Source organism: Salmonella sp. HY31 (assembly GCF_042604575.1).
In the GTDB taxonomy this organism is placed as follows: Bacteria; Pseudomonadota; Gammaproteobacteria; order Enterobacterales; family Enterobacteriaceae; genus Salmonella; species Salmonella diarizonae.
Genome location: NZ_CP170479.1, coordinates 632,292 through 657,223, shown reverse-complemented (window position 1 = coordinate 657,223; position 24,932 = coordinate 632,292). Strand labels below are relative to the sequence as shown.

Here is a 24,932-nt window from a genome sequence, read left to right as displayed (position 1 = left end):
GATGTTTTGCCCACTATGGGCGACCAGGAGCCAGTACGATTGAGCAAAAATAAACTCTCCAAAGGCCAGCAGCGCCGTGTGAACGCCAATCACCAGCGTCGTTTAAAAACGTCCGCGGAGAAAGCCGACTACGATGACAACCTGTTTGGCGAGCCTGCAGAAGGTATCGTCATTAGCCGTTTTGGTATGCATGCCGATGTGGAATCTGCTGACGGCGAGGTTCACCGTTGCAATATCCGCCGCACCATTCGCTCGCTGGTGACAGGCGATCGTGTCGTCTGGCGTCCGGGCAAAGCCGCCTCAGAGGGCGTCAACGTAAAAGGCATCGTTGAAGCGGTGCATGAGCGCACCTCGGTATTGACGCGCCCGGACTTCTACGACGGCGTGAAGCCTATTGCCGCCAACATTAACCAAATCGTTATCGTCTCCGCGATTTTGCCGGAGCTGTCGCTGAATATCATCGATCGCTATCTGGTCGGCTGTGAAACCCTACAGGTTGAGCCGCTTATCGTACTGAACAAAATTGATCTGCTGGATGACGAAGGCATGGACTTCGTTAATGAGCAGATGGATATTTACCGCAATATCGGCTATCGCGTGCTGATGGTCTCCAGCCATACGCAGGATGGCCTGAAACCGCTGGAAGAGGCGTTAACCGGTCGCATCAGTATTTTTGCCGGACAGTCCGGCGTCGGAAAATCCAGTCTGCTAAACGCCCTGCTCGGCTTACAGGACGAGATTCTGACGAACGATGTGTCGAATGTCTCCGGTCTGGGTCAACATACCACTACCGCTGCTCGTCTGTATCATTTCCCGCATGGCGGCGATGTCATTGACTCCCCTGGCGTGCGCGAGTTCGGCTTATGGCATCTGGAGCCGGAACAAATCACGCAGGGCTTTGTCGAATTTCATGACTATTTGGGACATTGCAAATACCGGGACTGCAAGCATGACGCCGATCCAGGCTGCGCCATTCGCGAGGCGGTAGAGAACGGCGCTATAGCGGAAACCCGTTTCGAAAATTATCACCGAATTCTTGAAAGTATGGCGCAGGTAAAAACGCGTAAAAACTTTTCTGATACGGACGACTGACAGATACGCTAGGCGTCGTTAGAATCGTCCCCTTTTTTCAGGATGCCGGTATAAATGCCGGTTCAGGAACAACAATGGCCTGGAGGCTACCTTGTTAAACTCATTTAAACTTTCGCTACAATACATACTGCCGAAACTATGGCTCACTCGCCTGGCGGGCTGGGGCGCAAGCAAACGAGCAGGATGGCTGACGAAACTGGTTATCGATCTCTTTGTAAAGTATTACAAAGTCGATATGACAGAGGCGCAAAAACCGGATACCGCCAGCTATCGTACGTTCAATGATTTTTTCGTGCGCCCGCTGCGTGATGATGTGCGCCCGCTCAATACCGATCCTAACATCCTGGTTATGCCTGCCGACGGCGTGATTAGCCAGTTGGGCCGTATCGAAGAAGATAAAATTTTGCAGGCCAAAGGCCATAATTACAGCCTTGAGGCGTTGCTGGCGGGTAACTACCTGATGGCGAATAAGTTCCGCAACGGCACGTTCGTGACCACTTACCTCTCCCCTCGCGACTACCATCGCGTGCATATGCCATGCAACGGCATCCTGCGCGAAATGATCTACGTACCGGGCGATCTGTTCTCCGTTAACCATCTGACCGCGCAAAACGTCCCCAACCTGTTTGCCCGCAACGAGCGCGTTATCTGTCTGTTTGATACCGAGTTCGGCCCTATGGCGCAGATTCTGGTCGGCGCGACTATTGTCGGCAGTATCGAAACCGTCTGGGCGGGGACCATTACGCCGCCGCGCGAAGGCATCATCAAGCGCTGGACCTGGCCAGAAGGCGAACATGAAGGGTCTGTCGCCTTGTTGAAAGGCCAGGAGATGGGGCGCTTTAAACTGGGTTCCACGGTCATCAACTTATTTGCGCCGGGGAAAGTGGATCTGATCGAGTCGCTGGCAAGCCTGTCCGTCACCAAAATTGGCCAACCGCTGGCAACCTCGACCGAAACATTCGTCGCACCGGAGGTAGAACCTGCTCCACTGCCGGAAGAAGAAATTAAAGCCGAACACGACGCCAGCCCGCTGGTTGACGATAAAAAAGACGAAACCTAATCAAGAGAGAACGCTGACGTGCGCCTGATTATCGCTTTTCTGATGGCCTGGTGCCTCAGCACGGGGGCGTTCGCCGCAACGGCCCCCGACGCCAAACAAATCACGCAGGAACTGGAGCAGGCAAAAGCGGCGAAGCCTGCTCAGCCGGAAGTTGTTGAGGCGCTCCAGACTGCGTTAAACGCGCTTGAAGAGCGAAAAGGCTCGCTTGAGCGCGCGAAACAATATCAACACGTTATTGATAATTTCCCTAAGCTGTCCGCCACCTTGCGCGCCCAGTTGAATAATCTGCGCGATGAACCTCGCAGCGTACCGCCAGAGATGTCCACCGAGGCGTTAAATCAGGAGATCTTGCAGGTTAGCAGCCAGCTACTGGATAAAACCCGCGAGGCGCAACAGGAGCAGGAGCGCGCCAGGGAGATCGCCGACTCGCTCAGCCAGCTTCCCCAACAGCAAAACGACGCCCGCCGCCAGCTTAATGAGATTGAGCGACGGCTCGGCGCCGCGGGCGGAAGTGCCTCGCTTAGCCAGGCGCAAAGTCTCAGTATGCAGGCGGAATCCGCTAAACTAAAGGCGTTAGTCGACGAACTGGAGCTGGCGCAACTGTCCGCCAACAACCGTCAGGAACTGGCTCGTCTGCGTTCCGAACTGGCGGAAAAACAGAGTCAGCAATTGGATGCGTATCTTCAGGCGCTGCGCAATCAGCTTAACAGCCTGCGTCAACGTGAAGCGGAACGCGCGCTGGAAAGCACTGAGCTGCTGGCGGAAAACAGCGCCGGTCTGCCGGAAGGCATCGTCGAGCAATTTAAAATCAACCGCGAACTGTCACAAGCACTCAATCAACAAGCGCAGCGGATGGATCTGGTCGCCTCGCAGCAGCGACAGGCCACCAGCCAAACGTTACAGGTGCGTCAGGCGCTCAATACGCTGCGGGAGCAGTCGCAATGGCTTGGCGTGTCCAACATGCTTGGCGAAGCGCTGCGCGCGCAGGTCGCCCGTCTGCCGGAAATGCCTAAGCCGCAGCAGCTTGATACGGAAATGGCGCAGTTACGCGTTCACCGTATGCGCTATGAAGAGTTACTCAATAAGCAGCCGCAGCTACGGCAAATACGTCAGGCCGATGGACAGCCGCTGACCGCCGAGCAAAACCGGATCCTTGACGCCCAGCTTCGTACTCAGCGTGAGCTGCTCAACTCCTTGTTACAGGGCGGCGACACGCTGATCCTGGAGCTGACCAAACTGAAAGTCTCCAATAGTCAACTGGAGGATGCGCTTAAAGAGGTTAACGAAGCGACCCACCGTTATCTGTTCTGGACCGCTGACGTTAGCCCACTATCGCTCTCCTGGCCTGTTGATTTGGTTCAGGATTTACGTCGGCTTATCTCATTAGATACGTTTAATCAGTTAGGTAAAGCCAGCATCATGATGCTGACCAGCAAAGAGACGCTACTGCCGTTATTCGGCGCGCTGGTGCTGGTCGGATTTAGCCTCTATTCGCGCCAACACTTCAACCGGTTCCTTGAGCGCTCAGCCTCGCGCGTCGGGAAAGTTACCCAGGATCACTTCTCGCTGACGCTGCGAACGGTGTTCTGGTCGATTCTGGTCGCCTCGCCGCTGCCCGTCTTATGGGCGACGCTTGGTTATGGCCTACAGGAAGCCTGGCCGTATCCGCTGGCCGTCGCCATCGGCGATGGCGTGACGGCGACAGTACCGCTGTTGTGGGTAGTCATGATTTGCGCTGCTTTTGCCCGCCCTAACGGCCTGTTTGTGGCGCATTTCGGCTGGCCGCGAAATCGGGTAGCGAAAGCGATGCGCTACTACCTGATGAGCATTGGGCTGATCGTGCCGCTCATTATGGCGGTGATCATGTTTGATAATCTTAACGATCGGGAGTTTTCCGGCTCGTTGGGCCGCCTTTGCTTCATCCTGATATGCGGCGCGCTGGCGCTGGTGACGCTGAGTCTGAAAAAAGCGGGAATCCCGCTCTATCTCGATAAAGAAGGCAACAGCGACAACATGGTCAACAGCCTGCTGTGGAATATGTTGATGGGCGCGCCACTTATCGCGATTCTGGCGGCGGCGGTGGGCTATCTGGCCACGGCGCAGGCGCTACTGGCGAGACTGGAAACCTCGGTCGCCATCTGGTTCCTGCTGCTGGTCATTTATCACGTAATTCGCCGCTGGATGCTGATCCAACGACGCCGACTGGCTTTTGACCGCGCCAAACATCGTCGGGCGGAAATGTTGGCGCAGCGCGCGCGCGGCGAAGAAGAACCGGCGCACTCCTCCAGCCTTGAAGGCGCGGTCGACATCGATGAAAGTGAAATCGATCTTGACACTATTAGCGCTCAATCGCTACGTCTGGTCCGCTCGATTCTGATGCTTATCGCCCTGCTATCGGTGATCGTACTGTGGTCGGAAATCCACTCGGCGTTCGGCTTCCTGGAGAATATTTCGCTGTGGGATGTCACCTCTACGGTGCAGGGTGTGGAGAGCCTGGAGCCGATTACCCTGGGGGCGGTGCTCATTGCGATTCTGGTGTTTATCATCACCACGCAGTTGGTGCGTAATCTGCCTGCGCTGCTGGAGCTGGCGTTATTACAGCATCTCGATTTAACGCCGGGCACCGGTTACGCCATCACTACCATCACCAAATATCTGTTAATGCTGATTGGCGGACTGGTCGGCTTCTCGATGATCGGAATTGAGTGGTCGAAGCTACAGTGGCTGGTTGCCGCACTCGGCGTTGGGCTCGGTTTTGGCCTGCAGGAAATTTTCGCTAACTTTATCTCCGGTCTGATTATTTTGTTTGAAAAGCCGATTCGTATCGGCGATACGGTGACCATTCGCGATCTCACCGGTAGCGTGACCAAAATCAATACCCGCGCCACCACCATCAGCGACTGGGATCGTAAAGAGATTATCGTGCCGAACAAAGCCTTTATCACTGAACAGTTTATTAACTGGTCGCTGTCTGACTCCGTTACGCGCGTGGTGTTAACCATCCCGGCGCCAGCGGATGCCAATAGCGAAGAGGTGACGCAAATTCTACTGACGGCGGCGCAGCGCTGTTCTTTGGTGCTTGATAACCCACCACCTGAAATCTTTCTGGTGGATCTCCAGCAGGGTATTCAGATTTTCGAACTGCGTATCTATGCCGCGGAAATGGGGCACCGTATGCCATTACGCCATGAGATCCATCAGTTGATTCTGGCGGGCTTCCATAAGCACGGTATCGATATGCCATTCCCACCGTTCCAGATGCGTCTGGAAAGCCTGAACGGGAAGCAGACGGGAAGAACGTTAACGTCAGCCGGTAAAACCAGCCGCCCGGCAGGCAGTTTGTAATCCGGGTTCGTGTCGTGTAGGCCTGATAAGCGCAGCGCTATCAGGCCTACACGCAAAGCGCTTACTCCGCCGCCCACTCCGGATCAGCGCTCATACGGCGGCTGTAATTCTGATAAATCGCCATCGCTAACAACGAGAAGAAGATCGGGCCGCCGGTCATCCACAGAGCGCTATTCCAGTCCCCGGCCTCAATCACTGGTTGGATGATGGTAAAAACGTTGGCAAACGTCACCACCAGCACCACAACAACTGTCGCGACCAGGGTAGAGGCTTTGGTTTTAAAGAGAACAAATGGCCGCTCCAGATCCTGACGCGCTTTAAAGAAGGGAAATGCCAGCGCAAGGAACAGGTATGGCAACGTCATTGAGACATTCGCCATCAGCGTGAGTTTGTTATAAAACGCCGACGCGGTATCGCCGCCAAAAGAGACCAGCAAAATAAACAGACTCACCAGCACACACTGTAGCCACATAGCGGTCGCCGGCATACCGTTAGCGTTCAGTTTCGTCATCGGCGCGGGCCACAACGCTTTTGGCGTCCCCTGAATAATGGCTTTCAGCGGTGAATAGCTCAACGTAAAAAACGCGCCGGTATAAGCCAGAAACATAGAAAGACCAGTGATACGTGCAAACCAGACGCCCACCGTCAACGCCGCTTCTGGAGAAAGGTTTAACGCGTTGCCTAATGTCGTGCCTAAACTCGACATCAGAATATAGGTGATATTCCCTAAGTTAACGGCGCTATTACTTAATATCTGTTGCCAGTTAGTGCTGACGCCCCATAAAAAGATTGCCAAAGAATAACCAATTGAAATCACAATTGCCGCGAAGACGATACCTTTCGCAAAATTCTTTTCCGGTTTCTCGGTTTTATCCACCAGCCCGCCGACGGCTTCAATGCCACCGTAAGCAAAAATAGCAAATACAACAAATGACAACATTGCCAGGCCAGAGTGATAACCCGGATTCGGTGACGAGGTAAAATTAATTTCTTGTGCAAAATGCCCACCATTTAACAACAAAATAGCGACACTCACTAACAATAAAACTAAATTAAGACACATTACGGCAATACCTCCGACCGCCGTAATTCGCGCAATTTTATTAATCCCTCTGGCGGCGACACACGTCACCAGAATCATCCAGCCAACGGCCAACAATCCGACAACCTGGGTAGCTTCAAGCCCGGCGATCCCCCAGTGCTGCGTCATATCGGCGCCAAAAACAAAAGTAGAAAACGGTACCCAGACTTTTGCCGCCGTACTTACCATCCAGATGACATACGATGAAAACCACATAAACGTGCCGATAAACGCATAACGCGGCCCCACGCTATTATTCATCCAGGAATAGATTCCCCCCTCTTCTTTTCGATAAGCGGAACCCATTTCAGCCATCATTAAGGCGAATGGAATAAAAAACAGTAAGGCAGAAAATATATACCACGGGATTGCGCTATATCCCATTAAATAAAACGCCGAAGGGCTATTCGCAAAACCAAAAACAGAAGTAAAAATCATCAGGATAAGCCCAATAAGGCTCATCTTTTTTATTGTGTGAGTCATTCAACCATCCCTTACGCTCGAGCGCGTTTGCCAGACGCCGCTCACCGATTGACGCCGCCTTCTTTTTTACAAAGGTCAGCGATAAAAAAATCAACACAGGATTGATACCTAAATGGCATCAAATATCCAGCCTTATGTTGTGGCAAGTAGAGGATAATTGAAAAAATATGCTACAAAATGGCGCTTATTGCGCCATTTTATCTCGCAAAAGAGTAAATTTCAGATTTACGCCCGATCGACCGTAAAAGCAATCACGTCCGCCAGGCTTTCCGCCCCCAGCGCCAGCATCACCAGACGATCAACGCCCAGCGCCACGCCGGAACAATCCGGTAAACCTGCGGCCAGAGCATCCAGCAGATTTTGGTCAATCGGCTGCTGCGGCAGGCCGCGCGCAGCGCGCTTACGATTATCCTGTTCAAAGCGCTGTTGTTGTTCACGTGCGTCCGTCAGCTCGTGGAAACCATTCGCCAGCTCAATACCTTTGTAGTACACCTCAAAGCGCTCGGCGACGCGATGATCCTCGGTACTGATTTGCGCCAGCGATGCCTGACTTGCCGGAAAATGATAAATAAAGGTCGGCTTTTCTTTACCTATATGCGGCTCGACCCCCATCGTGAACAGCAGTTGCAGCAAGGTGTCCCGGTCTTCTTCCGTATCGGCAATATTGCTTAAATCAAGCTTTGCCGCCACCTCACGCAGCTGCATTTTGTCCGCTGATAATGGGTCAATCTCCAGGTGGCGCTGAAACGCCTGTTGATAGGAGAGGCTTTCCGCAGGCTGACAATCCAACACTTGCTGAAGCAAATCATCCACTTCATTCATCAGGCGGTACATATCGTAATGCGGTCGATACCACTCCAGCATAGTGAATTCCGGATTATGATGTCGTCCCATCTCTTCGTTGCGGAAGCTGCGGCATAGCTGAAAAACCGGACCACATCCTGCCGCCAGCAGGCGTTTCATATGGTATTCCGGACTGGTCATTAAATAGAGGTTCATCCCCTGGGAATGGCCAGGTCCGACGAAACGCGTTTCGAACGGGAACAGATGGATGTCCGTGACCGTCGCCTGACTCATGCAAGGCGTCTCAACCTCAAGCACTCCACGATCGGCAAAGAAACGACGGATTTCCGCCATAATCGCCGCGCGTTTTAATAAATTGGGGATGGACGCGCTCGGCTGCCAGGTTGCCGTTTCGCTCATGATTCTTTCTCCAGTTTAAGACAAGGTCACGAAGTCTACTCGCAACGCGCGGGCGAAACAAATTTTGCGCGGGCGTATCGGGCGCCTTCTGGAGGGTAAAAAAAGTGATTTCAGATGGTTTAGTAATTAAATTAATCAAAATCAATGATAATTCATCCCCCTGATACGCTAAAAAAATCGAACACGTCAAATTTCCCTGACATCCCTGAGACTATACTGTTGTACCCATAAAGGAGCAGTGGAAACGCATTCATACTCCGCAGAACCCAGAGGCTTTATCTGGCTGCGCGAGGGTGAAATTACAATAATCTGGAGGAATGTCGTGCAAACCTTTCAAGCCGATCTTGCCATTATAGGCGCCGGTGGCGCGGGATTACGTGCTGCAATTGCTGCCGCACAGGCGAATCCCAACGCTAAAATCGCACTGATCTCAAAAGTGTACCCGATGCGCAGCCACACTGTCGCTGCCGAAGGGGGTTCAGCCGCTGTCGCCCAGGATCATGACAGCTTTGACTATCATTTTCACGATACGGTAGCAGGCGGAGACTGGCTGTGTGAGCAGGATGTCGTGGATTACTTTGTCCACCATTGTCCCACTGAAATGACGCAGCTCGAGCAATGGGGCTGCCCGTGGAGCCGCCGTCCGGACGGTAGCGTTAACGTGCGTCGCTTCGGTGGTATGAAAATCGAGCGTACCTGGTTCGCCGCAGATAAAACCGGCTTCCATATGCTGCATACCCTGTTCCAGACTTCCCTGCAATTCCCACAAATCCAGCGCTTTGACGAACATTTTGTACTGGACATTCTGGTTGATGACAACCATGCGCGCGGCCTGGTGGCGATGAACATGATGGAAGGCACGCTGGTGCAAATCCGCGCCAACGCCGTGGTAATGGCGACAGGCGGCGCAGGCCGCGTATACCGCTATAACACCAACGGCGGCATCGTCACCGGCGACGGGATGGGCATGGCGCTGAGCCACGGCGTTCCGCTGCGTGATATGGAATTCGTTCAGTATCACCCGACCGGCCTGCCAGGTTCCGGTATCCTGATGACCGAAGGTTGCCGTGGCGAAGGCGGTATTCTGGTCAACAAAAATGGCTACCGTTACCTGCAAGATTACGGCATGGGCCCTGAAACGCCGCTGGGCGAGCCGAAAAACAAATATATGGAACTGGGGCCGCGCGACAAAGTATCCCAGGCTTTCTGGCACGAATGGCGTAAAGGCAACACTATCTCCACGCCGCGCGGCGATGTGGTTCACCTCGACCTGCGTCATCTCGGCGAGAAGAAACTGCATGAACGTCTGCCGTTCATTTGCGAACTGGCGAAAGCCTATGTCGGCGTTGATCCGGTTAAAGAACCGATTCCAGTACGTCCGACCGCGCATTACACCATGGGCGGCATTGAAACCGACCAGAACTGTGAAAGCCGTGTCAAAGGACTGTTTGCCGTTGGCGAATGTTCCTCTGTCGGTCTGCATGGCGCGAACCGCCTCGGTTCCAACTCACTGGCGGAACTGGTGGTATTTGGTCGTCTGGCTGGCGAACAAGCGATGGAGCGCGCTGCTACGGCAGGCGCCGCAAATAGCGCCGCGCTCGACGCCCAGGTTGCCGACATTGAACAACGTCTGAAAAATCTGGTGAACCAAGAAGGCAACGAAAACTGGTCGAAGATCCGCGATGAGATGGGTCTGTCTATGGAAGAAGGTTGCGGTATCTACCGTACCCCGGAACTGATGCAGAAAACCGTTGATAAACTGGCCGAACTTCAGGAACGCTTCAAGCGCGTACGTATCTCCGATACCTCCAGTGTGTTCAACACTGACCTGCTATATACCATCGAACTGGGTCATGGTCTGAACGTGGCGGAATGTATGGCGCACTCTGCTCTGGCGCGTAAAGAGTCCCGCGGCGCGCATCAGCGTCTGGATGAAGGCTGTACCGAGCGCGACGATGTGAACTTCCTCAAGCACACCCTCGCCTTCCGCGATGCTGATGGCACGACCCGCCTGGAATACAGTGACGTGAAAATCACCACCCTGCCGCCAGCCAAACGTGTTTACGGCGGTGAAGCGGAAGCAGCCGATAAGAAGGAGAAGGCGAATGGCTGAGATGAAAAACCTGAAAGTTGAGGTGGTGCGCTATAACCCGGAAACCGATACCGCGCCACACAGTGCTTTCTATGAAGTTCCTTATGATGAGACAACGTCGCTACTGGATGCGTTGGGCTACATCAAAGATAACCTGTCGCCAGACCTGAGCTACCGCTGGTCCTGTCGTATGGCTATCTGCGGCTCTTGCGGCATGATGGTCAACAACGTCCCTAAACTGGCGTGTAAAACTTTCCTGCGCGATTACACCAACGGTATGAAGGTGGAAGCGCTGGCAAACTTCCCGATTGAGCGCGACCTGGTTGTCGATATGACGCACTTTATTGAAAGTCTGGAAGCGATCAAACCGTACATTATTGGCAACTCTCGCACGCCGGATCAGGGGCCGAACGTCCAGACCCCGGCGCAAATGGCGAAGTATCACCAGTTCTCCGGTTGCATCAACTGTGGTCTGTGCTACGCCGCGTGCCCGCAGTTCGGTCTGAACCCTGAGTTTATCGGACCGGCTGCGATTACGCTGGCGCATCGCTATAACGAAGACAGCCGCGACCACGGTAAGAAGGAGCGTATGGCGCAGTTGAACAGTCCGAACGGCGTATGGACCTGTACTTTCGTGGGCTACTGCTCCGAAGTCTGTCCAAAACATGTCGATCCGGCTGCGGCCATTCAGCAGGGTAAAGTGGAAAGCTCGAAAGACTTTCTTATCGCCACCCTGAAACCACGCTAAGGAGTGCAACATGACGACTAAACGCAAACCCTATGTGCGGCCGATGACGTCCACCTGGTGGAAGAAACTGCCGTTTTATCGCTTTTATATGCTGCGCGAAGGCACAGCGGTGCCGGCAGTCTGGTTCAGTATTGAACTGATTTTCGGTCTGTTTGCACTCAAACACGGCGCGGAATCCTGGATGGGATTCGTCGGCTTTTTACAAAATCCGGTGGTAGTGATCTTAAACCTGATCACCCTGGCTGCCGCGCTGCTGCATACCAAAACCTGGTTTGAGCTGGCGCCGAAGGCTGCCAATATCATTGTAAAAGACGAAAAAATGGGGCCAGAGCCAATTATCAAAGGGCTTTGGGTGGTCACTGCGGTAGTCACCGTAGTCATTCTGTATGTTGCCCTGTTCTGGTAAGGAGTCCCGGATGATTAATCCAAACCCAAAACGTTCTGATGAACCCGTATTCTGGGGACTGTTTGGCGCAGGCGGTATGTGGGGCGCGATCATCGCGCCGGTGATCGTGCTACTGGTTGGCATCATGCTGCCGCTGGGGCTGTTTCCGGGCGATGCCCTAAGTTTTGAGCGCGTACTGACGTTCGCCCAAAGCTTTATTGGTCGCGTTTTTCTGTTCCTGATGATCGTACTGCCACTATGGTGTGGCTTACACCGTATGCACCATGCGATGCATGACCTGAAAATTCATGTGCCCGCGGGCAAATGGGTCTTCTACGGCCTGGCGGCAATCCTGACCGTTGTGACGGCGATTGGCGTTATCACTCTCTAAGTCGCAACGATGCCCTCTTATCTACCCGGTAAGAGGGCGTTTTTTCTTTTCCTGCCCCTCATTTTCCCGCCAGGTTCTACACTTAGAAAAAACACTGGAAGGAAAAACTCTATGCGCTTGCTGCCCGTCGTTGCTGCAGTTACCGCGGCATTTTTGGTTGTCGCCTGTAGTTCGCCTACGCCGCCTAAAGGCGTTACCGTGGTAAATAACTTTGATGCCAAACGTTACCTCGGCACCTGGTATGAAATCGCACGCCTCGATCATCGATTTGAGCGTGGACTGGAGCAAGTTACTGCCACCTATAGTCTGCGTAACGATGGCGGGCTTAATGTCATCAATAAAGGCTATAACCCGGATCGGGGAATGTGGCAAAAAACAGAAGGCAAAGCGTATTTTACCGGTAGTCCAAACCGCGCCGCGCTCAAGGTCTCTTTTTTCGGCCCGTTCTACGGCGGCTATAACGTGATTGCGATTGACAGAGAATACCGTCATGCGCTGGTGTGCGGCCCGGATCGCGATTATTTGTGGATACTCTCTCGCACGCCAACGCTCTCTGAGGAAATAAAACAGCAAATGCTGGCCGTCGCGACCCGGGAGGGGTTTGACGTCAATAAATTAATTTGGGTAAAACAATCAGGTTCGTAGCGATGTCAGCGACGAATTAATGCGTGCTGAGTTTTAGCCCAATTATACCCGCGACGATCAAGCCAAGACTGAGCAAACGCGCCGGTGAGGCAGACTCGCCCAGCAGAAGGATACCGGTGATTGCCGCCCCGACGGCGCCGATGCCGGTCCAGATAGCGTACGCCGTTCCAACAGGTAGCGTTTTCATTGCCCAGGAAAGTAACGCCATACTGATAATCATGGCAATAATAGTGATAATACTGGGGGTCAGACGAGAAAAACCGTGGGTATACTTCAGGCCGACAGCCCATACCACTTCAAGTAAACCAGCGATTAATAAAATGATCCAGGACATATCAGGCTCCAGAGAATTAATGGGGCCGTCCCCGCTGAGAATAGCGTTTACAGGTCGTCCTGTAACGTATACGGATTAAAAGCTATTCTTGCCTGAGAGAAAATGAATTTCAACCTTTTTATTTTTTCCGTCTAAAGGCGGGAATTGACCCTTTTAAGCCGCGTAATTTTCGCATTTAGCGCCAACAGGAGTTCTCTATGATGGAGCGCTTTCTGGGATCAGAAAATGCTTTATCTACTTCCAGGTGCAAAAAAACTATGTTGAAAATTTTAGTGATAGACCGATGCCATTTTACCCGTACGGGAATGGAGGCCTGGCTTAATCACACTGATGTGCTCAGTTCTTCGCTGCTGGTATCCGGGATGAATAACCTTATACTGGCGAAAGAACATATTCTGCAATGGAAGCCTCATCTGGTTATCGCTGATTTATATGGTTTTCTCAACGATGCCTTGCCCGCGCAGCCTATCAATGCATTTTTCGCCGCCTGTGGGATGACGCCGTTGGTATTATTACAGTCAGGGGATGTGCCGTACAGGTCACACTATGCCAGCCATGCGGTGTTATCTAAACACACGTCTTTACATGAGCTTGCACAACGAATTAAAGGCGCACTCTGTACTCATCCACTGCAGGAAGCGCCGGAAAGCGCCACGCCATTGCTCTCTCCGCAGGAGGAAAAGGTGCTCGCGATGTGGACAGAAGGCACCAGCAATAAAGAAATTGCGTATGCGCTTGGCATTCACGGGAAAACGGTTTACACCTATAAACGTAATATCCGTATGAAACTTCATATGGATAATCGGTATTCTCCCTTTCTAACGCTTCCGGAGAGAATAGATTAACGGTACGACGCCATGCCGTACCGTTGATGATTACTGCTGAGCTCTGGTTGCAGCGCCAGAGATCGCACTACCACCGTCCGAGATGTCCTCACCCACGCCACGCGTGGTATTACAAGCGGTTAATACAGTGGAAAGTACCAAAACAGAAAAGATCGCTGCAATTGTCTTTTTAACCATAATGTCTTCCTTTTCTAGCCAATGTTGTTTGTGTATAGCAACTTAATAATAGACAACATCCCAGAAAATGACGGACGTTCGACTAATTTTAGGAAGACGAGAAGTGATTAACTGGCTGCGCGGGAGAGGGTGTGACCGAGATGCTGAATATCTTCGCAAAAACCACGAGCGGTATTACATGCCGTTAATAATGTGCCGATGAGGAGAACCAGCGCGACAAGGCTGATAAGGCGTTTCATCATTGATGCTCGAAAAATACGATGGCGCAGCACACGCTACGCCATACTTCCCGGTAACGTAAATTATTTTACGCGAGATACGTATTCGCCGGAACGGGTATCGACTTTGATCACTTCACCAATCTGCACGAACAGCGGAACTTTAACCACTGCGCCAGTAGACAGAGTAGCTGGTTTACCGCCCGTACCTGCGGTATCGCCCTTCAGACCTGGGTCGGTATCAACGATTTCCAGTTCAACAAAGTTTGGCGGGGTGACAGAGATTGGCTGACCGTTCCACAGGGTCACGATGCATTCCGCCTGATCCAGCAGCCATTTTGCGTTGTCGCCGATAGCTTTGGCATCTGCAGAGAGCTGTTCGAAGGTTTCGTTGTTCATGAAATGCCAGAACTCACCGTCGTTATACAGGTAAGTCAGGTTCATATCGACCACATCCGCGCCTTCAGCGGAATCGGTCGATTTGAAGGTTTTCTCTACACGCGTGCCGGTCAGCAGGCGACGCAGCTTAACGCGGGCAAACGCCTGGCCTTTACCCGGTTTCACGAATTCACTGGATTCAACCGCATAAGGTTCGCCATCCAACATGATTTTAAGACCGGAACGAAAATCGTTGCTATAGTAAGTCGCCATAAGGCCCTCTGAAATTGTTAACTGGTAGCTAAGCCACAAAATGGCGCATATTGTAACCCTAAATACCCCATTGCGAGAAGATTGGTTAGCGCAACTTGCCGATGTTGTGACCAATCCCGATGAACTGCTGCATCTTTTACAGATTGAAGCTGATGAAAAACTCCGGGCAGGACAGGACGCCAGGCATTTGTTTGCCCTCCGCGTGCCGCGCGCTTTTATTGCGCGCATGGAGAAAGGCAACCCTGACGATCCTCTTTTACGTCAGGTACTGACGTCCCGGGACGAATTTATTGTCGCCCCCGGTTTCTCCACCGACCCGCTGGAAGAGCAACACAGCGTGGTGCCAGGATTATTGCATAAATACCAAAACCGAGCGCTATTGCTGGTAAAAGGCGGATGCGCGGTAAATTGCCGCTACTGTTTCCGTCGTCACTTCCCGTATGCGGAGAATCAAGGCAATAAACGCAACTGGAAAGTCGCGCTGGAGTATATTGCCGCGCACCCGGAACTGGATGAGATCATCTTTTCCGGCGGCGATCCGCTGATGGCGAAAGATCATGAGCTGGACTGGCTGCTCACGCAACTGGAAGCCATTAAGCACGTCAAGCGGTTACGCATCCATAGCCGGTTGCCTATCGTCATCCCGGCACGTATTACTGACGAACTGGTCGCCCGCTTTGACCAGTCGCGTCTGCAACTTTTGCTGGTGAACCATATCAACCACGCCAATGAAGTGGACGAGGCGTTCTGCCTGGCGATGAAGAAACTGCGCCGCGTGGGCGTAACGCTTCTCAACCAGAGCGTCCTGCTGCGTGGCGTGAATGATAATGCGCAAACGCTGGCGAATCTGAGCAACGCGCTATTCGACGCCGGAGTGATGCCCTATTACCTGCATGTGCTGGATAAAGTGCAGGGTGCCGCGCATTTTATGGTCACCGATGACGAAGCCCGGCAAATCATGCGCGAACTGCTCACGCTGGTATCCGGCTATATGGTGCCAAGACTGGCGCGTGAAATTGGCGGCGAACCGAGCAAAACGCCGCTTGATTTACAGCTTCGTCAACAATAATACTCGCGGGCGAATCAGGGACGGCGAAAAATATTACCGCGCAATATCACGAGGAGATTCGCCCTGCGATTCTCCTCACCATCTGGCGACGATAAAATAACGTTCGTTATCCCTCCTATTTCTGACACTCTCTTTTCAATAAAATCCGTTTTAGGACTCGCTTAGCATGTACTGCATTTTCAAATTATACTGGCTTTCCTTTTTATAGAGCAGCATAAACAATTCATATATTAAAAACATTACTATTAAACATTTAATTATTTTATATTTATGGAGAATTGACATAGCCTTAACGATTAAAGAACTAAATACCGGCGTTATTCGTCACAATAATACGTTTATCGCGCTGGCGCTTAAGGTGAAGTCCCTGAGAAATAAAGAAATAGTGCTTTTCTTTCCTGTGCTCGCGCTGCGAGACCTGCTGATCGGCCTTGAACACCAGCTTTATTTACAACACTCGCTTCCGGAACAAGAGCAGGAAAAACGCCAGAAAGCCAAAAGCAGCCATGTGCGTAAAATGCATGAGAATATTCCGGCAATACTCCGTGAAGAGCTGGAAAACGCCGATATTAATTAGCGCATTGAGTCCTTAGCGCTCAGCGATAATACAGAAGAGGCATTAATCTTTACGTTAAATCTGCACAATGGTAGCCACCTGGATTTACAGGTTGGAGAGTGGCAGGTTGAAGTCCTGGTGATAGCTATTATTCACGCTATTAACAATGCCGGAATGCGTGAGCTCGCATTGCGTATTTCTTCAATGCTGGACTTTTTACCATTATACGATGCTGATTGTCTGGAAAACGGTAATCTGCAATTCGATACCTATAACCAGCCCGACTGGAAACATAATCTGTATAACCATTATCTGGCGCTCGTTTATCGTTACACGGATGAAGCAGGAAAATCTTATGATTGCGGCACCATCATTAAAACCCGCAGTCAGTCAGGCTCTAAAGAAGCCGAAGCGATATCACGCCGTTTGCTGAATTACAGCCCGCGTCTTAAAAAGCTGGAGGGAAGACCATGTAAGGTTTTTGTCAGAACGCCAGGAACCGGTAAAGCAACGCGTCTGACGCAAGATCAATGCCTGCGCGCGTTGCATAATCTACGCATGGGGTCATCGCAGGAAAAACACTAACCATATCGCCCTCTGAATCTTGCAGAGGGCGTTACGATTCAGACATATCAGTTCGGACATTTATAAACCTGGCCGTTCATCTCGCTGGCCGTCGGGACAAAGCTGGACAACATGCCCTGCGACGGGCTACTTACGCCATACAGAACGTTCCCGCCCATCGCCGCCGCCTGGTTACGCAGATCGTTCGCTGCGCCGCGCATTGACCCCCCCTCTTCGCCGTGCTGGCCTGAAAACCAGTTACTCTGTTTACCGGTTGCCGTACCAATAAGCTGGCATTCCGCGCCTGGCTTATCTTCGACAAAGCGCACATTCTGGCCGGCCGCGGTGAGTTCGTTGCTGGAGCTACAACCCGCCATCAGCAGCGCGGCGCCAACGATCCCTGCTAAATATTTCACGTGCATGTTATTCCCCATAATCAATGAGCTGGACGTTTTGTCCGTATCTGAATCTTATACTAAAAAGATGACCAAAAGAAAAACCCCCGGTCATTTCTGCCCGGAGGTTTCTCAATTCTGGGAGATAAGCACCCAAATCATTCTGGTTGCAGGAAGGCGGCCAGTTTGTTAATCCCCAGGAGCTTACTCAAGTAAGTGACTGGGGTTAGCAAACGCAGCCAACGCATCTGCAGCCTGAAGGATGCAGGGTGTAGGCAATTACATCATGCCGCCCATACCACCCATACCACCCATACCGCCAGCAGCACCTAAATCAGGCGCATCGCTTTTCGGCAGGTCGGTCACCATGCACTCGGTGGTGATCATCAGACCAGCCACAGAAGCCGCGTACTGCAGCGCAGAACGGGTGACTTTGGTTGGGTCCAGGATACCCATATCAATCATGTTGCCGTATTCTTCGGTCGCTGCGTTGTAACCGTAGTTACCGTCGCCACCTTTAACGGTGTTAGCCACAACAGACGGCTCTTCGCCGCAGTTCAGCACGATCTGACGCAGCGGAGCTTCCATTGCGCGCAGCGCAACTTTGATACCCACATTCTGGTCTTCGTTCTGACCACGCAGCTCGCTCAGTTTGGACGCCACGCGAATCAGCGCAACACCACCACCAGCAACCACGCCTTCTTCTACCGCCGCACGGGTCGCGTGCAGGGCATCTTCAACGCGGGCTTTCTTCTCTTTCATTTCAACTTCGGTCGCAGCGCCAACTTTGATAACCGCAACGCCGCCTGCCAGTTTCGCTACGCGCTCCTGCAGTTTTTCACGATCGTAGTCGGAGGTCGCTTCTTCAATTTGCTGACGAATCTGAGCGACACGGCCCTGGATGGCCGCTTCTTCACCCACGCCATCAATGATGGTGGTGGTGTCTTTGTTGATCACAACGCGTTTCGCCTGGCCCAGATCTTCCAGGGTTGCTTTTTCCAGCTCCATACCGATCTCTTCAGAGATTACGGTACCGCCGGTCAGGGTAGCGATATCCTGCAGCATCGCCTTACGACGATCGCCGAAGCCAGGCGCTTTAACCGCAGCCACTTTCACGATACCACGCATGGTGTTCACGACCAGGGTAGCCAGAGCTTCGCCTTCAACATCTTCTGCGATAATCAGCAGCGGTTTACCAGCCTTCGCAACGGCTTCCAGAACCGGCAGCATTTCACGAATGTTGGAGATTTTCTTATCAGCCAGCAGGATGAACGGGCTTTCCAGCTCTACTGCGCCAGTTTCCGGCTTGTTGATGAAGTAAGGGGACAGGTAGCCGCGGTCAAACTGCATACCTTCAACCACATCCAGTTCGTCCTGCAGACCGGTACCGTCTTCAACGGTGATGACACCTTCTTTACCGACTTTATCCATCGCTTCCGCGATCAGTTTACCTACGGTCTCGTCGGAGTTAGCGGAGATAGTACCTACCTGAGCAATCGCTTTAGAGTCGGAGCACGGTACGGACAGCGCCTTCAGCTCTTCAACCGCAGCAGCAACCGCTTTGTCGATACCACGTTTCAGATCCATCGGGTTCATGCCCGCAGCAACGGCTTTCAGGCCTTCGGTAATGATGGACTGCGCCAGTACGGTCGCGGTGGTGGTGCCGTCGCCTGCAGCATCGTTCGCTTTAGAGGCAACTTCTTTCACCATCTGCGCGCCCATGTTTTCAAACTTGTCTTCCAGTTCGATTTCACGCGCTACGGAAACACCATCTTTAGTGATAGTCGGTGCACCGAAGGATTTATCCAGAACCACGTTACGGCCTTTCGGACCGAGGGTTACTTTCACTGCATCTGCCAGTACGTTTACGCCGCGCAGCATTTTCACACGAGCGTCGTTACCGAATTTTACGTCTTTAGCTGCCATTTTCTCTTTCCCTTAAATTCGTATGTTCAGTGTCGTTCGCGGATTACGCTTCAACAATTGCCAGAATGTCGCTTTCAGACATGATCAACACTTCTTCATTGTCGATCTTCTCAGATTTCACACCGTAGCCATCGTTAAAAATAACGATGTCGCCGACTTTCACATCCAGCGGCTGTACAGTACCGTTGTCCAGGATGCGACCCTTACCGACAGCGATGATTTCGCCACGAGTTGATTTACCCGCTGCGGAACCGGTCAATACGATGCCGCCAGCAGATTTGGACTCAACTTCTTTACGTTTGACGATCACACGATCATGTAACGGACGAATACTCATTGATAGCTCTCCTTTGAGAAAGTCTTTATCAGTTATGGGTTACGCCGGCCCGTAAACGGTTTCCCGGCTGGTGACCAGAGAGATGGGGATGGGATTTTGCCCCTTCAAGGGGGGAGATGAAAAAAAATTCTTCTAAGCCAAAAAAGCTGTAAAAACGCTACTTATCTCACGTTTACCCGAGGTTTAGAACATCCTGCTAAAAGAAAATGCGTGTGTGATACGCTTAAAAATGTCTGTCGTCGCCTGACGTTACAATGCCGCCGGATAATTAGCTTATGAATGAACTAAAAAAAGAGCTTGGGCTGGTTCAGGGCGTTATCTTGTTAACCACGTCATTATTAGGGACTGGCGTTTTTGCGCTTCCGGAACTGGCTGCGCGGGCCGCAGGCAACATCAGCCTGTGGGCATGGCCGTTGCTCATTATTTTGATTTACCCTATTGCCATTGTCTTTGCCGTGCTGGGGCGTCATTTTCCACACGCTGGCGGCATAGCGCATTTTGTCGGAATGGCATTTGGCCCGCACCTACAACGGGTGATCAGTTGGTTATTTTTATCGGTAATTCCTGTCAGCTTTCCCGCAGCCCTGCATATTGCGGTGGGCTTCGGTCAGGCGCTGTTTGGCTGGCGGAACGAGCAGCTCTTATTCGGGGAACTGGGAACTATAGTCTTACTATGGTTTATGGGCTCTCGCGGCGCCAGCTCCAGCGCCAACCTGCAAGCCATTATCGCTGGATTAATTATCGCGCTTATTGCCGCCATTCTGTGGAAAGGCGCGATTAAACCTGCGGATATCACTTTTCCAGCCGCGAAAGAAATCACATTTTCCCGGCTGTGTACCGCCCTTGCGATCATATTCTGGGGATTTGTGGGAATTGAGGCTTTTACGCATTTGTCGTCTGAATTTAAAAATCCTGAACGTGATTTTCCGCGCGCATTGATCATTGGCCTGATGCTGGCCGGCTCCATTTATTGGGCCAGTACCGCCGTGGTACTGCATTTTGGCGTCTATAGCGACAAGATAGCGGCGACAGCATCGCTACCGCTTATTATTGTTCATCTCTTCGGTCTGCAGGCGTTGTGGGTAGCCTGCATTATTGGTTATCTCACCTGCTTTGCCAGCCTGAATGTGTATGCTCAGAGTTTCGCGCGCCTGATATGGACGCAAATGCAATATAAGCCCGACCACTATCTGGCTCAACTCTCTCCCGGACGCATCCCCTTGCACGCGTTAAACGCCATTCTGGCCTGTTGTTGCGTGAGTTCCCTGGTCGTCTACGCCCTGAGAATTAATCTCAATGCGCTGATCGTCTATGCTAACGGTATTTTTATTATGCTCTATCTGCTTTGTATGCTGGCGGGCTGTCGGCTGTTGAAAGGGCGCGGTCATGCACTGGCGGTGACGGGTTGTCTACTGTGTCTATTATTGCTGGTAATGGTGGGTTGGAAAAGCTTATACGCCACTATTATGCTGGTAATGTTATGGCGGTTTTTACCGAAGCGGAAACGCATGACGTGAGAGGCAACCATTGGCCGGATAGCGACGCTCACGCAACTTATCCGACCTGCATCTCCACCTTTAATCCCGACGATCATCCTTATGTTCAATACGATCGCGATCGTCGTCTTTACGCTGATACTCGCCGTCAAATGTTTCGCCACCACCAGTACCTGCGCTAAACCCGCCGCCCGGCATCCGGGAAAAACGTAAATGTGGCAACAACTTTAGCGTCAAATGTTTTTGCACTGGCGGTAACAAAAGGAGAAGGCCGAGAAAATCGGTGAAAAAAACCGGCAACAGGAGCAGTAAGCCAGCGATGATCAGCGATACGCTCTTAATCATTTCTGCCGCAGGGCTCTCACCGGCCGCCATTTTTTGTTGCATCAGCAAAAAGTTTTTAAAACCCTGGTTACGTACCAGCGACATACCGATAACCGACGTAAAAATCACCAGGATTAGCGTCATCAGGACGCCAAGCACATGGGCGACCTGGATAAAGATAGAAATCTCAATATAAACATAGAGAAAGACAGCTAAAAAGGGTATCCAGCGCAAAGGACTCTCCTGTAAGTCATAGCCGTCTGCGACGACCATTTAAATGGGTTTGCGATTCGCATTGATCCGATATGGTGGTGCTTAGCAAAATTTCAAGCAGTTTGTACACTTATTTTAAGTAGTAATCCTAAAGCGGTGACCTATTTCACAAAATAATAAATAAGGGGTAAATTCCCACACTTTAAGTGATCCAGATTACGGTAGGAATTCTGAACCAGCATATGATCTCGTTTATCAGGCCGATGGAGGGGATAATCGTCGGTCAGAAAACATTCGAAATCACATATATCCTGTGTGTTTTAAAGTAAAAATCATTGGCAGCTTGAAAAAGAAGGTTCACATGTCAAACAACATTCGTATCGAAGAAGATCTGTTGGGTACCAGGGAAGTTCCAGCTGAAGCCTACTATGGTGTTCACACTCTGAGAGCGATTGAAAACTTCTACATTAGCAATAACAAAATCAGCGACATCCCTGAATTTGTGCGTGGCATGGTTATGGTAAAAAAAGCGGCGGCGCTGGCCAACAAAGAGCTGCAAACCATTCCTAAGAGTGTGGCGAATGCCATCATTGCCGCATGTGATGAAGTCCTTAATAACGGTAAGTGCATGGATCAGTTCCCGGTAGATGTCTACCAGGGCGGCGCGGGCACTTCCGTCAACATGAATACCAACGAAGTGCTGGCCAATATCGGGCTGGAACTGATGGGTCATCAGAAAGGTGAATATCAGTACCTGAACCCGAACGACCACGTGAATAAATGTCAATCGACTAACGACGCCTATCCGACAGGCTTCCGTGTAGCGGTTTACGCCTCTATCATCAAACTAATTGATGCCATCAACCAGTTACGTGAAGGCTTCGAACGTAAAGCAGTTGAATTCCAGGACATCCTGAAAATGGGTCGTACCCAGTTGCAGGACGCCGTACCGATGACGCTTGGTCAAGAATTCCGTGCTTTCAGCATCCTGCTGAAAGAAGAAGTGAAAAGCATCGAACGTACTGCTGAACTGCTGCTGGAAGTGAACCTTGGCGCTACGGCAATCGGTACCGGTCTGAACACGCCGAAAGAATACTCTCCGCTGGCGGTGAAAAAACTGGCTGAAGTAACTGGTTTTGCTTGTGTTCCGGCTGAAGACCTGATTGAAGCGACGTCTGACTGTGGCGCATATGTCATGGTTCATAGCGCGCTGAAACGCCTGGCGGTGAAGATGTCCAAAATCTGTAACGACCTGCGCTTGCTCTCTTCTGGCCCTCGTGCCGGCTTGAACGAGATCAACTTGCCGGAACTGCAGGCGGGCTCTTCCATCATGCCAGCAAAAGTGAACCCGGTTGTACCGGAAGTCGTAAACCAGGTATGCTTTAAAGTCATCGGTAACGACACCACCGTTACGATGGCGGCGGAAGCCGGTCAGCTACAGTTGAACGTTATGGAACCGGTTATCGGTCAGGCGATGTTCGAATCCATTCACATTCTGAGCAACGCGTGCTACAACCTGCTGGAAAAATGCGTTAACGGCATTACCGCGAATAAAGAAGTGTGCGAAGGGTACGTTTATAACTCCATCGGTATCGTCACTTACCTCAACCCGTTCATCGGCCACCACAACGGCGACATCGTCGGTAAAATCTGTGCCGAAACCGGTAAGAGCGTACGTGAAGTTGTGCTGGAGCGCGGCCTGTTGACGGAAGCCGAGCTGGACGATATTTTCTCCGTACAGAACTTGATGCACCCGGCTTATAAAGCTAAACGTTATACTGATGAAAGCGAACAGTAATCGTACAGGGTAGTACCAAAGAGGCACGTCAAGATGACGTGCCTTTTTTCTTGCAATAAGTTACCAAATAACAACAATTTAATATCAACTTGTTAAACAACAAGGAAGGCTAATATGATAGTTGTCGAACTTATCATTGTTTTGCTGGCAATCTTTTTGGGCGCCAGACTTGGGGGCATCGGTATTGGATTCGCAGGTGGACTGGGTGTTCTGGTACTTGCCGCCATCGGCGTGAAGCCAGGGACAATTCCATTCGATGTCATTTCCATCATCATGGCGGTTATCGCCGCGATCTCTGCCATGCAGGTCGCGGGCGGTCTGGATTATTTGGTAAACCAGACAGAAAAACTGCTGCGTAAGAACCCGAAATACATCACCATCCTCGCACCGATTGTGACCTATTTCCTGACTATTTTTGCCGGTACCGGGAACATTTCCCTGGCAACGCTACCGGTTATTGCTGAAGTCGCGAAGGAGCAGGGAATCAAACCTTGCCGGCCACTCTCTACCGCCGTGGTATCCGCGCAGATCGCGATTACCGCCTCGCCGATTTCTGCGGCCGTGGTGTATATGTCTTCTGTCATGGAAGGTCATGGCATCAGCTACATCCACCTGTTGTCCGTGGTTATCCCATCTACGCTGCTGGCGGTACTGGTGATGTCCTTCCTGGTCACTATGCTGTTCAACTCCAAACTTTCGGACGACCCGATTTACCGCAAGCGTCTGGAAGAAGGACTGATTGAACTGCGTGGTGAAAAGCAGATTGAAATCAAACCGATGGCAAAAAACTCCGTCTGGCTGTTCCTGCTGGGCGTTATCTGCGTGGTTGTTTATGCGATTGTCAACAGTCCGAGCCTCGGCCTGGTTGAGAAACCGCTGATGAACACCACCAACGCTATTCTGATCATCATGCTGAGCGTCGCAACGCTGACCACCATCCTGTGTAAAGTGGAAACTGACGCCATCCTCAACTCCAGTACCTTTAAAGCAGGGATGAGCGCCTGTATCTGTATTCTGGGCGTGGCGTGGCTGGGTGATACCTTCGTATCCGCTAACATCGACTGGATCAAAGATACTGCGGGTAGCGTCATTCAGGGTCATCCGTGGCTGCTGGCCGTCATCTTCTTCTTTGCTTCCGCGCTGCTCTACTCTCAGGCGGCAACGGCGAAAGCTCTGATGCCGATGGCGCTGGCGCTGAACGTCTCTCCGTTGACGGCAGTCGCTTCCTTCGCTGCCGTTTCCGGCCTGTTCATTCTGCCGACCTACCCGACTCTGGTTGCGGCGGTACAGATGGATGACACCGGTACAACCCGTATCGGTAAATTCGTCTTTAACCACCCGTTCTTCATCCCAGGCACCCTGGGCGTCGTTCTGGCTGTCTGCTTCGGCTTCCTGCTGGGCAGCGTTATGCTGTAAGTGTTTTACCCGCGGGGCGTATCACGCCCCGCATTCTCCCGCCCTTTGACTAACATCCTGCCCTCGTCCATTGTATAGTGACCATTCA

The 24,932-nt window shown here is 51.8% G+C and carries 23 protein-coding genes and 1 pseudogene; 14 read left to right on the top strand and 10 right to left on the bottom strand.

Translation table 11 applies throughout. From position 1 onward, the window contains the following. Positions 1-39 precede the first annotated feature (39 nt). The 3 genes from rsgA to mscM all read left to right on the top strand — a co-directional run bounded on the left by rsgA (position 40) and on the right by mscM (position 5,497). On the top strand, positions 40-1,092 hold the full coding sequence (gene rsgA, locus ACE15A_RS03015; protein ID WP_072158621.1) for a small ribosomal subunit biogenesis GTPase RsgA: 1,053 nt from the start codon (positions 40-42) through the stop codon (positions 1,090-1,092). A 91-nt stretch (positions 1,093-1,183) separates the two neighbouring features. Beyond that, positions 1,184-2,152 (top strand): archaetidylserine decarboxylase, encoded by a 969-nt coding sequence (gene asd, locus ACE15A_RS03010; RefSeq protein ID WP_023248788.1) that lies wholly within the window; start codon positions 1,184-1,186, stop codon positions 2,150-2,152. Between the two features lie 18 nt (positions 2,153-2,170). Continuing rightward, positions 2,171-5,497 carry a miniconductance mechanosensitive channel MscM gene (mscM, locus tag ACE15A_RS03005; protein ID WP_053529126.1) on the top strand — a complete coding sequence of 1,109 codons (3,327 nt, stop codon included), beginning with the start codon at positions 2,171-2,173 and terminating at the stop codon, positions 5,495-5,497. A gap of 61 nt (positions 5,498-5,558) precedes the next feature. Here mscM and yjeM read toward each other — a convergent pair whose 3' ends face one another. Then, entirely contained in the window at positions 5,559-7,061 is a 1,503-nt protein-coding gene (gene yjeM / locus ACE15A_RS03000; RefSeq protein WP_023248786.1) for a glutamate/gamma-aminobutyrate family transporter YjeM, read from the bottom strand. A 225-nt stretch (positions 7,062-7,286) separates the two neighbouring features. Further along, positions 7,287-8,264 carry an elongation factor P--(R)-beta-lysine ligase gene (gene epmA, locus ACE15A_RS02995; protein ID WP_023248785.1) on the bottom strand — a complete coding sequence of 326 codons (978 nt, stop codon included), beginning with the start codon at positions 8,262-8,264 and terminating at the stop codon, positions 7,287-7,289. A 322-nt stretch (positions 8,265-8,586) separates the two neighbouring features. Between epmA and frdA the strand changes: the two genes are divergently transcribed. From frdA to ACE15A_RS02970, 5 genes are all read left to right on the top strand, one after another. Then, positions 8,587-10,377 (top strand): fumarate reductase (quinol) flavoprotein subunit, encoded by a 1,791-nt coding sequence (gene frdA, locus ACE15A_RS02990; protein WP_001192954.1) that lies wholly within the window; start codon positions 8,587-8,589, stop codon positions 10,375-10,377. Then, complete coding sequence (gene frdB / locus ACE15A_RS02985; RefSeq protein WP_000829509.1) at positions 10,370-11,104, top strand: fumarate reductase iron-sulfur protein; 735 nt, start codon at positions 10,370-10,372, stop codon at positions 11,102-11,104. Before frdA ends, frdB begins: the two co-directional genes overlap by 8 nt. Before the next feature lie 10 nt (positions 11,105-11,114). Then, positions 11,115-11,510: a fumarate reductase subunit FrdC gene (frdC, locus tag ACE15A_RS02980; RefSeq protein ID WP_000208749.1), complete on the top strand. Its 396-nt coding sequence runs from the start codon at positions 11,115-11,117 to the stop codon at positions 11,508-11,510. A gap of 10 nt (positions 11,511-11,520) precedes the next feature. Then, complete coding sequence (gene frdD / locus ACE15A_RS02975) at positions 11,521-11,880, top strand: fumarate reductase subunit FrdD (protein WP_000609650.1); 360 nt, start codon at positions 11,521-11,523, stop codon at positions 11,878-11,880. A gap of 111 nt (positions 11,881-11,991) precedes the next feature. Next, positions 11,992-12,525, top strand: a complete 534-nt coding sequence (locus ACE15A_RS02970; RefSeq protein WP_053507697.1) for a lipocalin family protein — start codon at positions 11,992-11,994, stop codon at positions 12,523-12,525. A gap of 16 nt (positions 12,526-12,541) precedes the next feature. On the opposite strand, the gene sugE is transcribed toward ACE15A_RS02970, so the two are convergent. After that, positions 12,542-12,859, bottom strand: coding sequence for a quaternary ammonium compound efflux SMR transporter SugE (gene sugE, locus ACE15A_RS02965; protein ID WP_023248783.1), 318 nt, complete (start codon positions 12,857-12,859; stop codon positions 12,542-12,544). A 257-nt stretch (positions 12,860-13,116) separates the two neighbouring features. Here sugE and ACE15A_RS02960 point away from each other — a divergent pair, with 257 nt between their 5' ends. Further along, a complete protein-coding gene (locus ACE15A_RS02960) occupies positions 13,117-13,704 on the top strand; it encodes a LuxR C-terminal-related transcriptional regulator (RefSeq protein ID WP_023248782.1) in 588 nt (195 codons plus the stop codon). A gap of 30 nt (positions 13,705-13,734) precedes the next feature. Here the strand turns inward: ACE15A_RS02960 and ecnB are convergent, their stop codons facing one another. The 3 genes from ecnB to efp all read right to left on the bottom strand — a co-directional run bounded on the left by ecnB (position 13,735) and on the right by efp (position 14,750). Further along, positions 13,735-13,881, bottom strand: coding sequence for a lipoprotein toxin entericidin B (gene ecnB / locus ACE15A_RS02955; RefSeq protein WP_000239598.1), 147 nt, complete (start codon positions 13,879-13,881; stop codon positions 13,735-13,737). Positions 13,882-13,988: 107 nt separating this feature from the next. Then, positions 13,989-14,123 carry a hypothetical protein gene (locus ACE15A_RS02950; protein WP_023248781.1) on the bottom strand — a complete coding sequence of 45 codons (135 nt, stop codon included), beginning with the start codon at positions 14,121-14,123 and terminating at the stop codon, positions 13,989-13,991. A 60-nt stretch (positions 14,124-14,183) separates the two neighbouring features. Further along, complete coding sequence (gene efp / locus ACE15A_RS02945) at positions 14,184-14,750, bottom strand: elongation factor P (protein ID WP_000257282.1); 567 nt, start codon at positions 14,748-14,750, stop codon at positions 14,184-14,186. A 40-nt stretch (positions 14,751-14,790) separates the two neighbouring features. Between efp and epmB the strand changes: the two genes are divergently transcribed. Together epmB and yjeJ are read left to right on the top strand one after the other, a co-directional pair. Then, on the top strand, positions 14,791-15,819 hold the full coding sequence (gene epmB / locus ACE15A_RS02940; RefSeq protein ID WP_023248780.1) for an EF-P beta-lysylation protein EpmB: 1,029 nt from the start codon (positions 14,791-14,793) through the stop codon (positions 15,817-15,819). Positions 15,820-16,102: 283 nt separating this feature from the next. Then, positions 16,103-16,960: pseudogene (yjeJ, locus tag ACE15A_RS02935) on the top strand (YjeJ family protein). Positions 16,961-17,007: 47 nt separating this feature from the next. Here the strand turns inward: yjeJ and ACE15A_RS02930 are convergent. From ACE15A_RS02930 to ACE15A_RS02920, 3 genes are all read right to left on the bottom strand, one after another. Beyond that, positions 17,008-17,361, bottom strand: a complete 354-nt coding sequence (locus ACE15A_RS02930; protein WP_000558210.1) for a DUF4156 domain-containing protein — start codon at positions 17,359-17,361, stop codon at positions 17,008-17,010. A 252-nt stretch (positions 17,362-17,613) separates the two neighbouring features. Then, on the bottom strand, positions 17,614-19,260 hold the full coding sequence (groL, locus tag ACE15A_RS02925; protein ID WP_023185643.1) for a chaperonin GroEL: 1,647 nt from the start codon (positions 19,258-19,260) through the stop codon (positions 17,614-17,616). Between the two features lie 43 nt (positions 19,261-19,303). Further along, positions 19,304-19,597 carry a co-chaperone GroES gene (locus tag ACE15A_RS02920; protein ID WP_000027827.1) on the bottom strand — a complete coding sequence of 98 codons (294 nt, stop codon included), beginning with the start codon at positions 19,595-19,597 and terminating at the stop codon, positions 19,304-19,306. 275 nt (positions 19,598-19,872) lie between these two features. Between ACE15A_RS02920 and yjeH the strand changes: the two genes are divergently transcribed. Then, a complete protein-coding gene (gene yjeH / locus ACE15A_RS02915) occupies positions 19,873-21,114 on the top strand; it encodes an L-methionine/branched-chain amino acid transporter (RefSeq protein WP_053507698.1) in 1,242 nt (413 codons plus the stop codon). A gap of 60 nt (positions 21,115-21,174) precedes the next feature. Here the strand turns inward: yjeH and ACE15A_RS02910 are convergent, their stop codons facing one another. Further along, on the bottom strand, positions 21,175-21,651 hold the full coding sequence (locus ACE15A_RS02910) for an FxsA family protein (RefSeq protein WP_053507699.1): 477 nt from the start codon (positions 21,649-21,651) through the stop codon (positions 21,175-21,177). Positions 21,652-21,991: 340 nt separating this feature from the next. Between ACE15A_RS02910 and aspA the strand changes: the two genes are divergently transcribed. Together aspA and dcuA are read left to right on the top strand one after the other, a co-directional pair. Further along, positions 21,992-23,428, top strand: a complete 1,437-nt coding sequence (gene aspA / locus ACE15A_RS02905) for an aspartate ammonia-lyase (protein WP_023220389.1) — start codon at positions 21,992-21,994, stop codon at positions 23,426-23,428. Between the two features lie 114 nt (positions 23,429-23,542). Then, entirely contained in the window at positions 23,543-24,844 is a 1,302-nt protein-coding gene (gene dcuA / locus ACE15A_RS02900) for an anaerobic C4-dicarboxylate transporter DcuA (RefSeq protein ID WP_000637596.1), read from the top strand. Positions 24,845-24,932 lie beyond the last annotated feature (88 nt).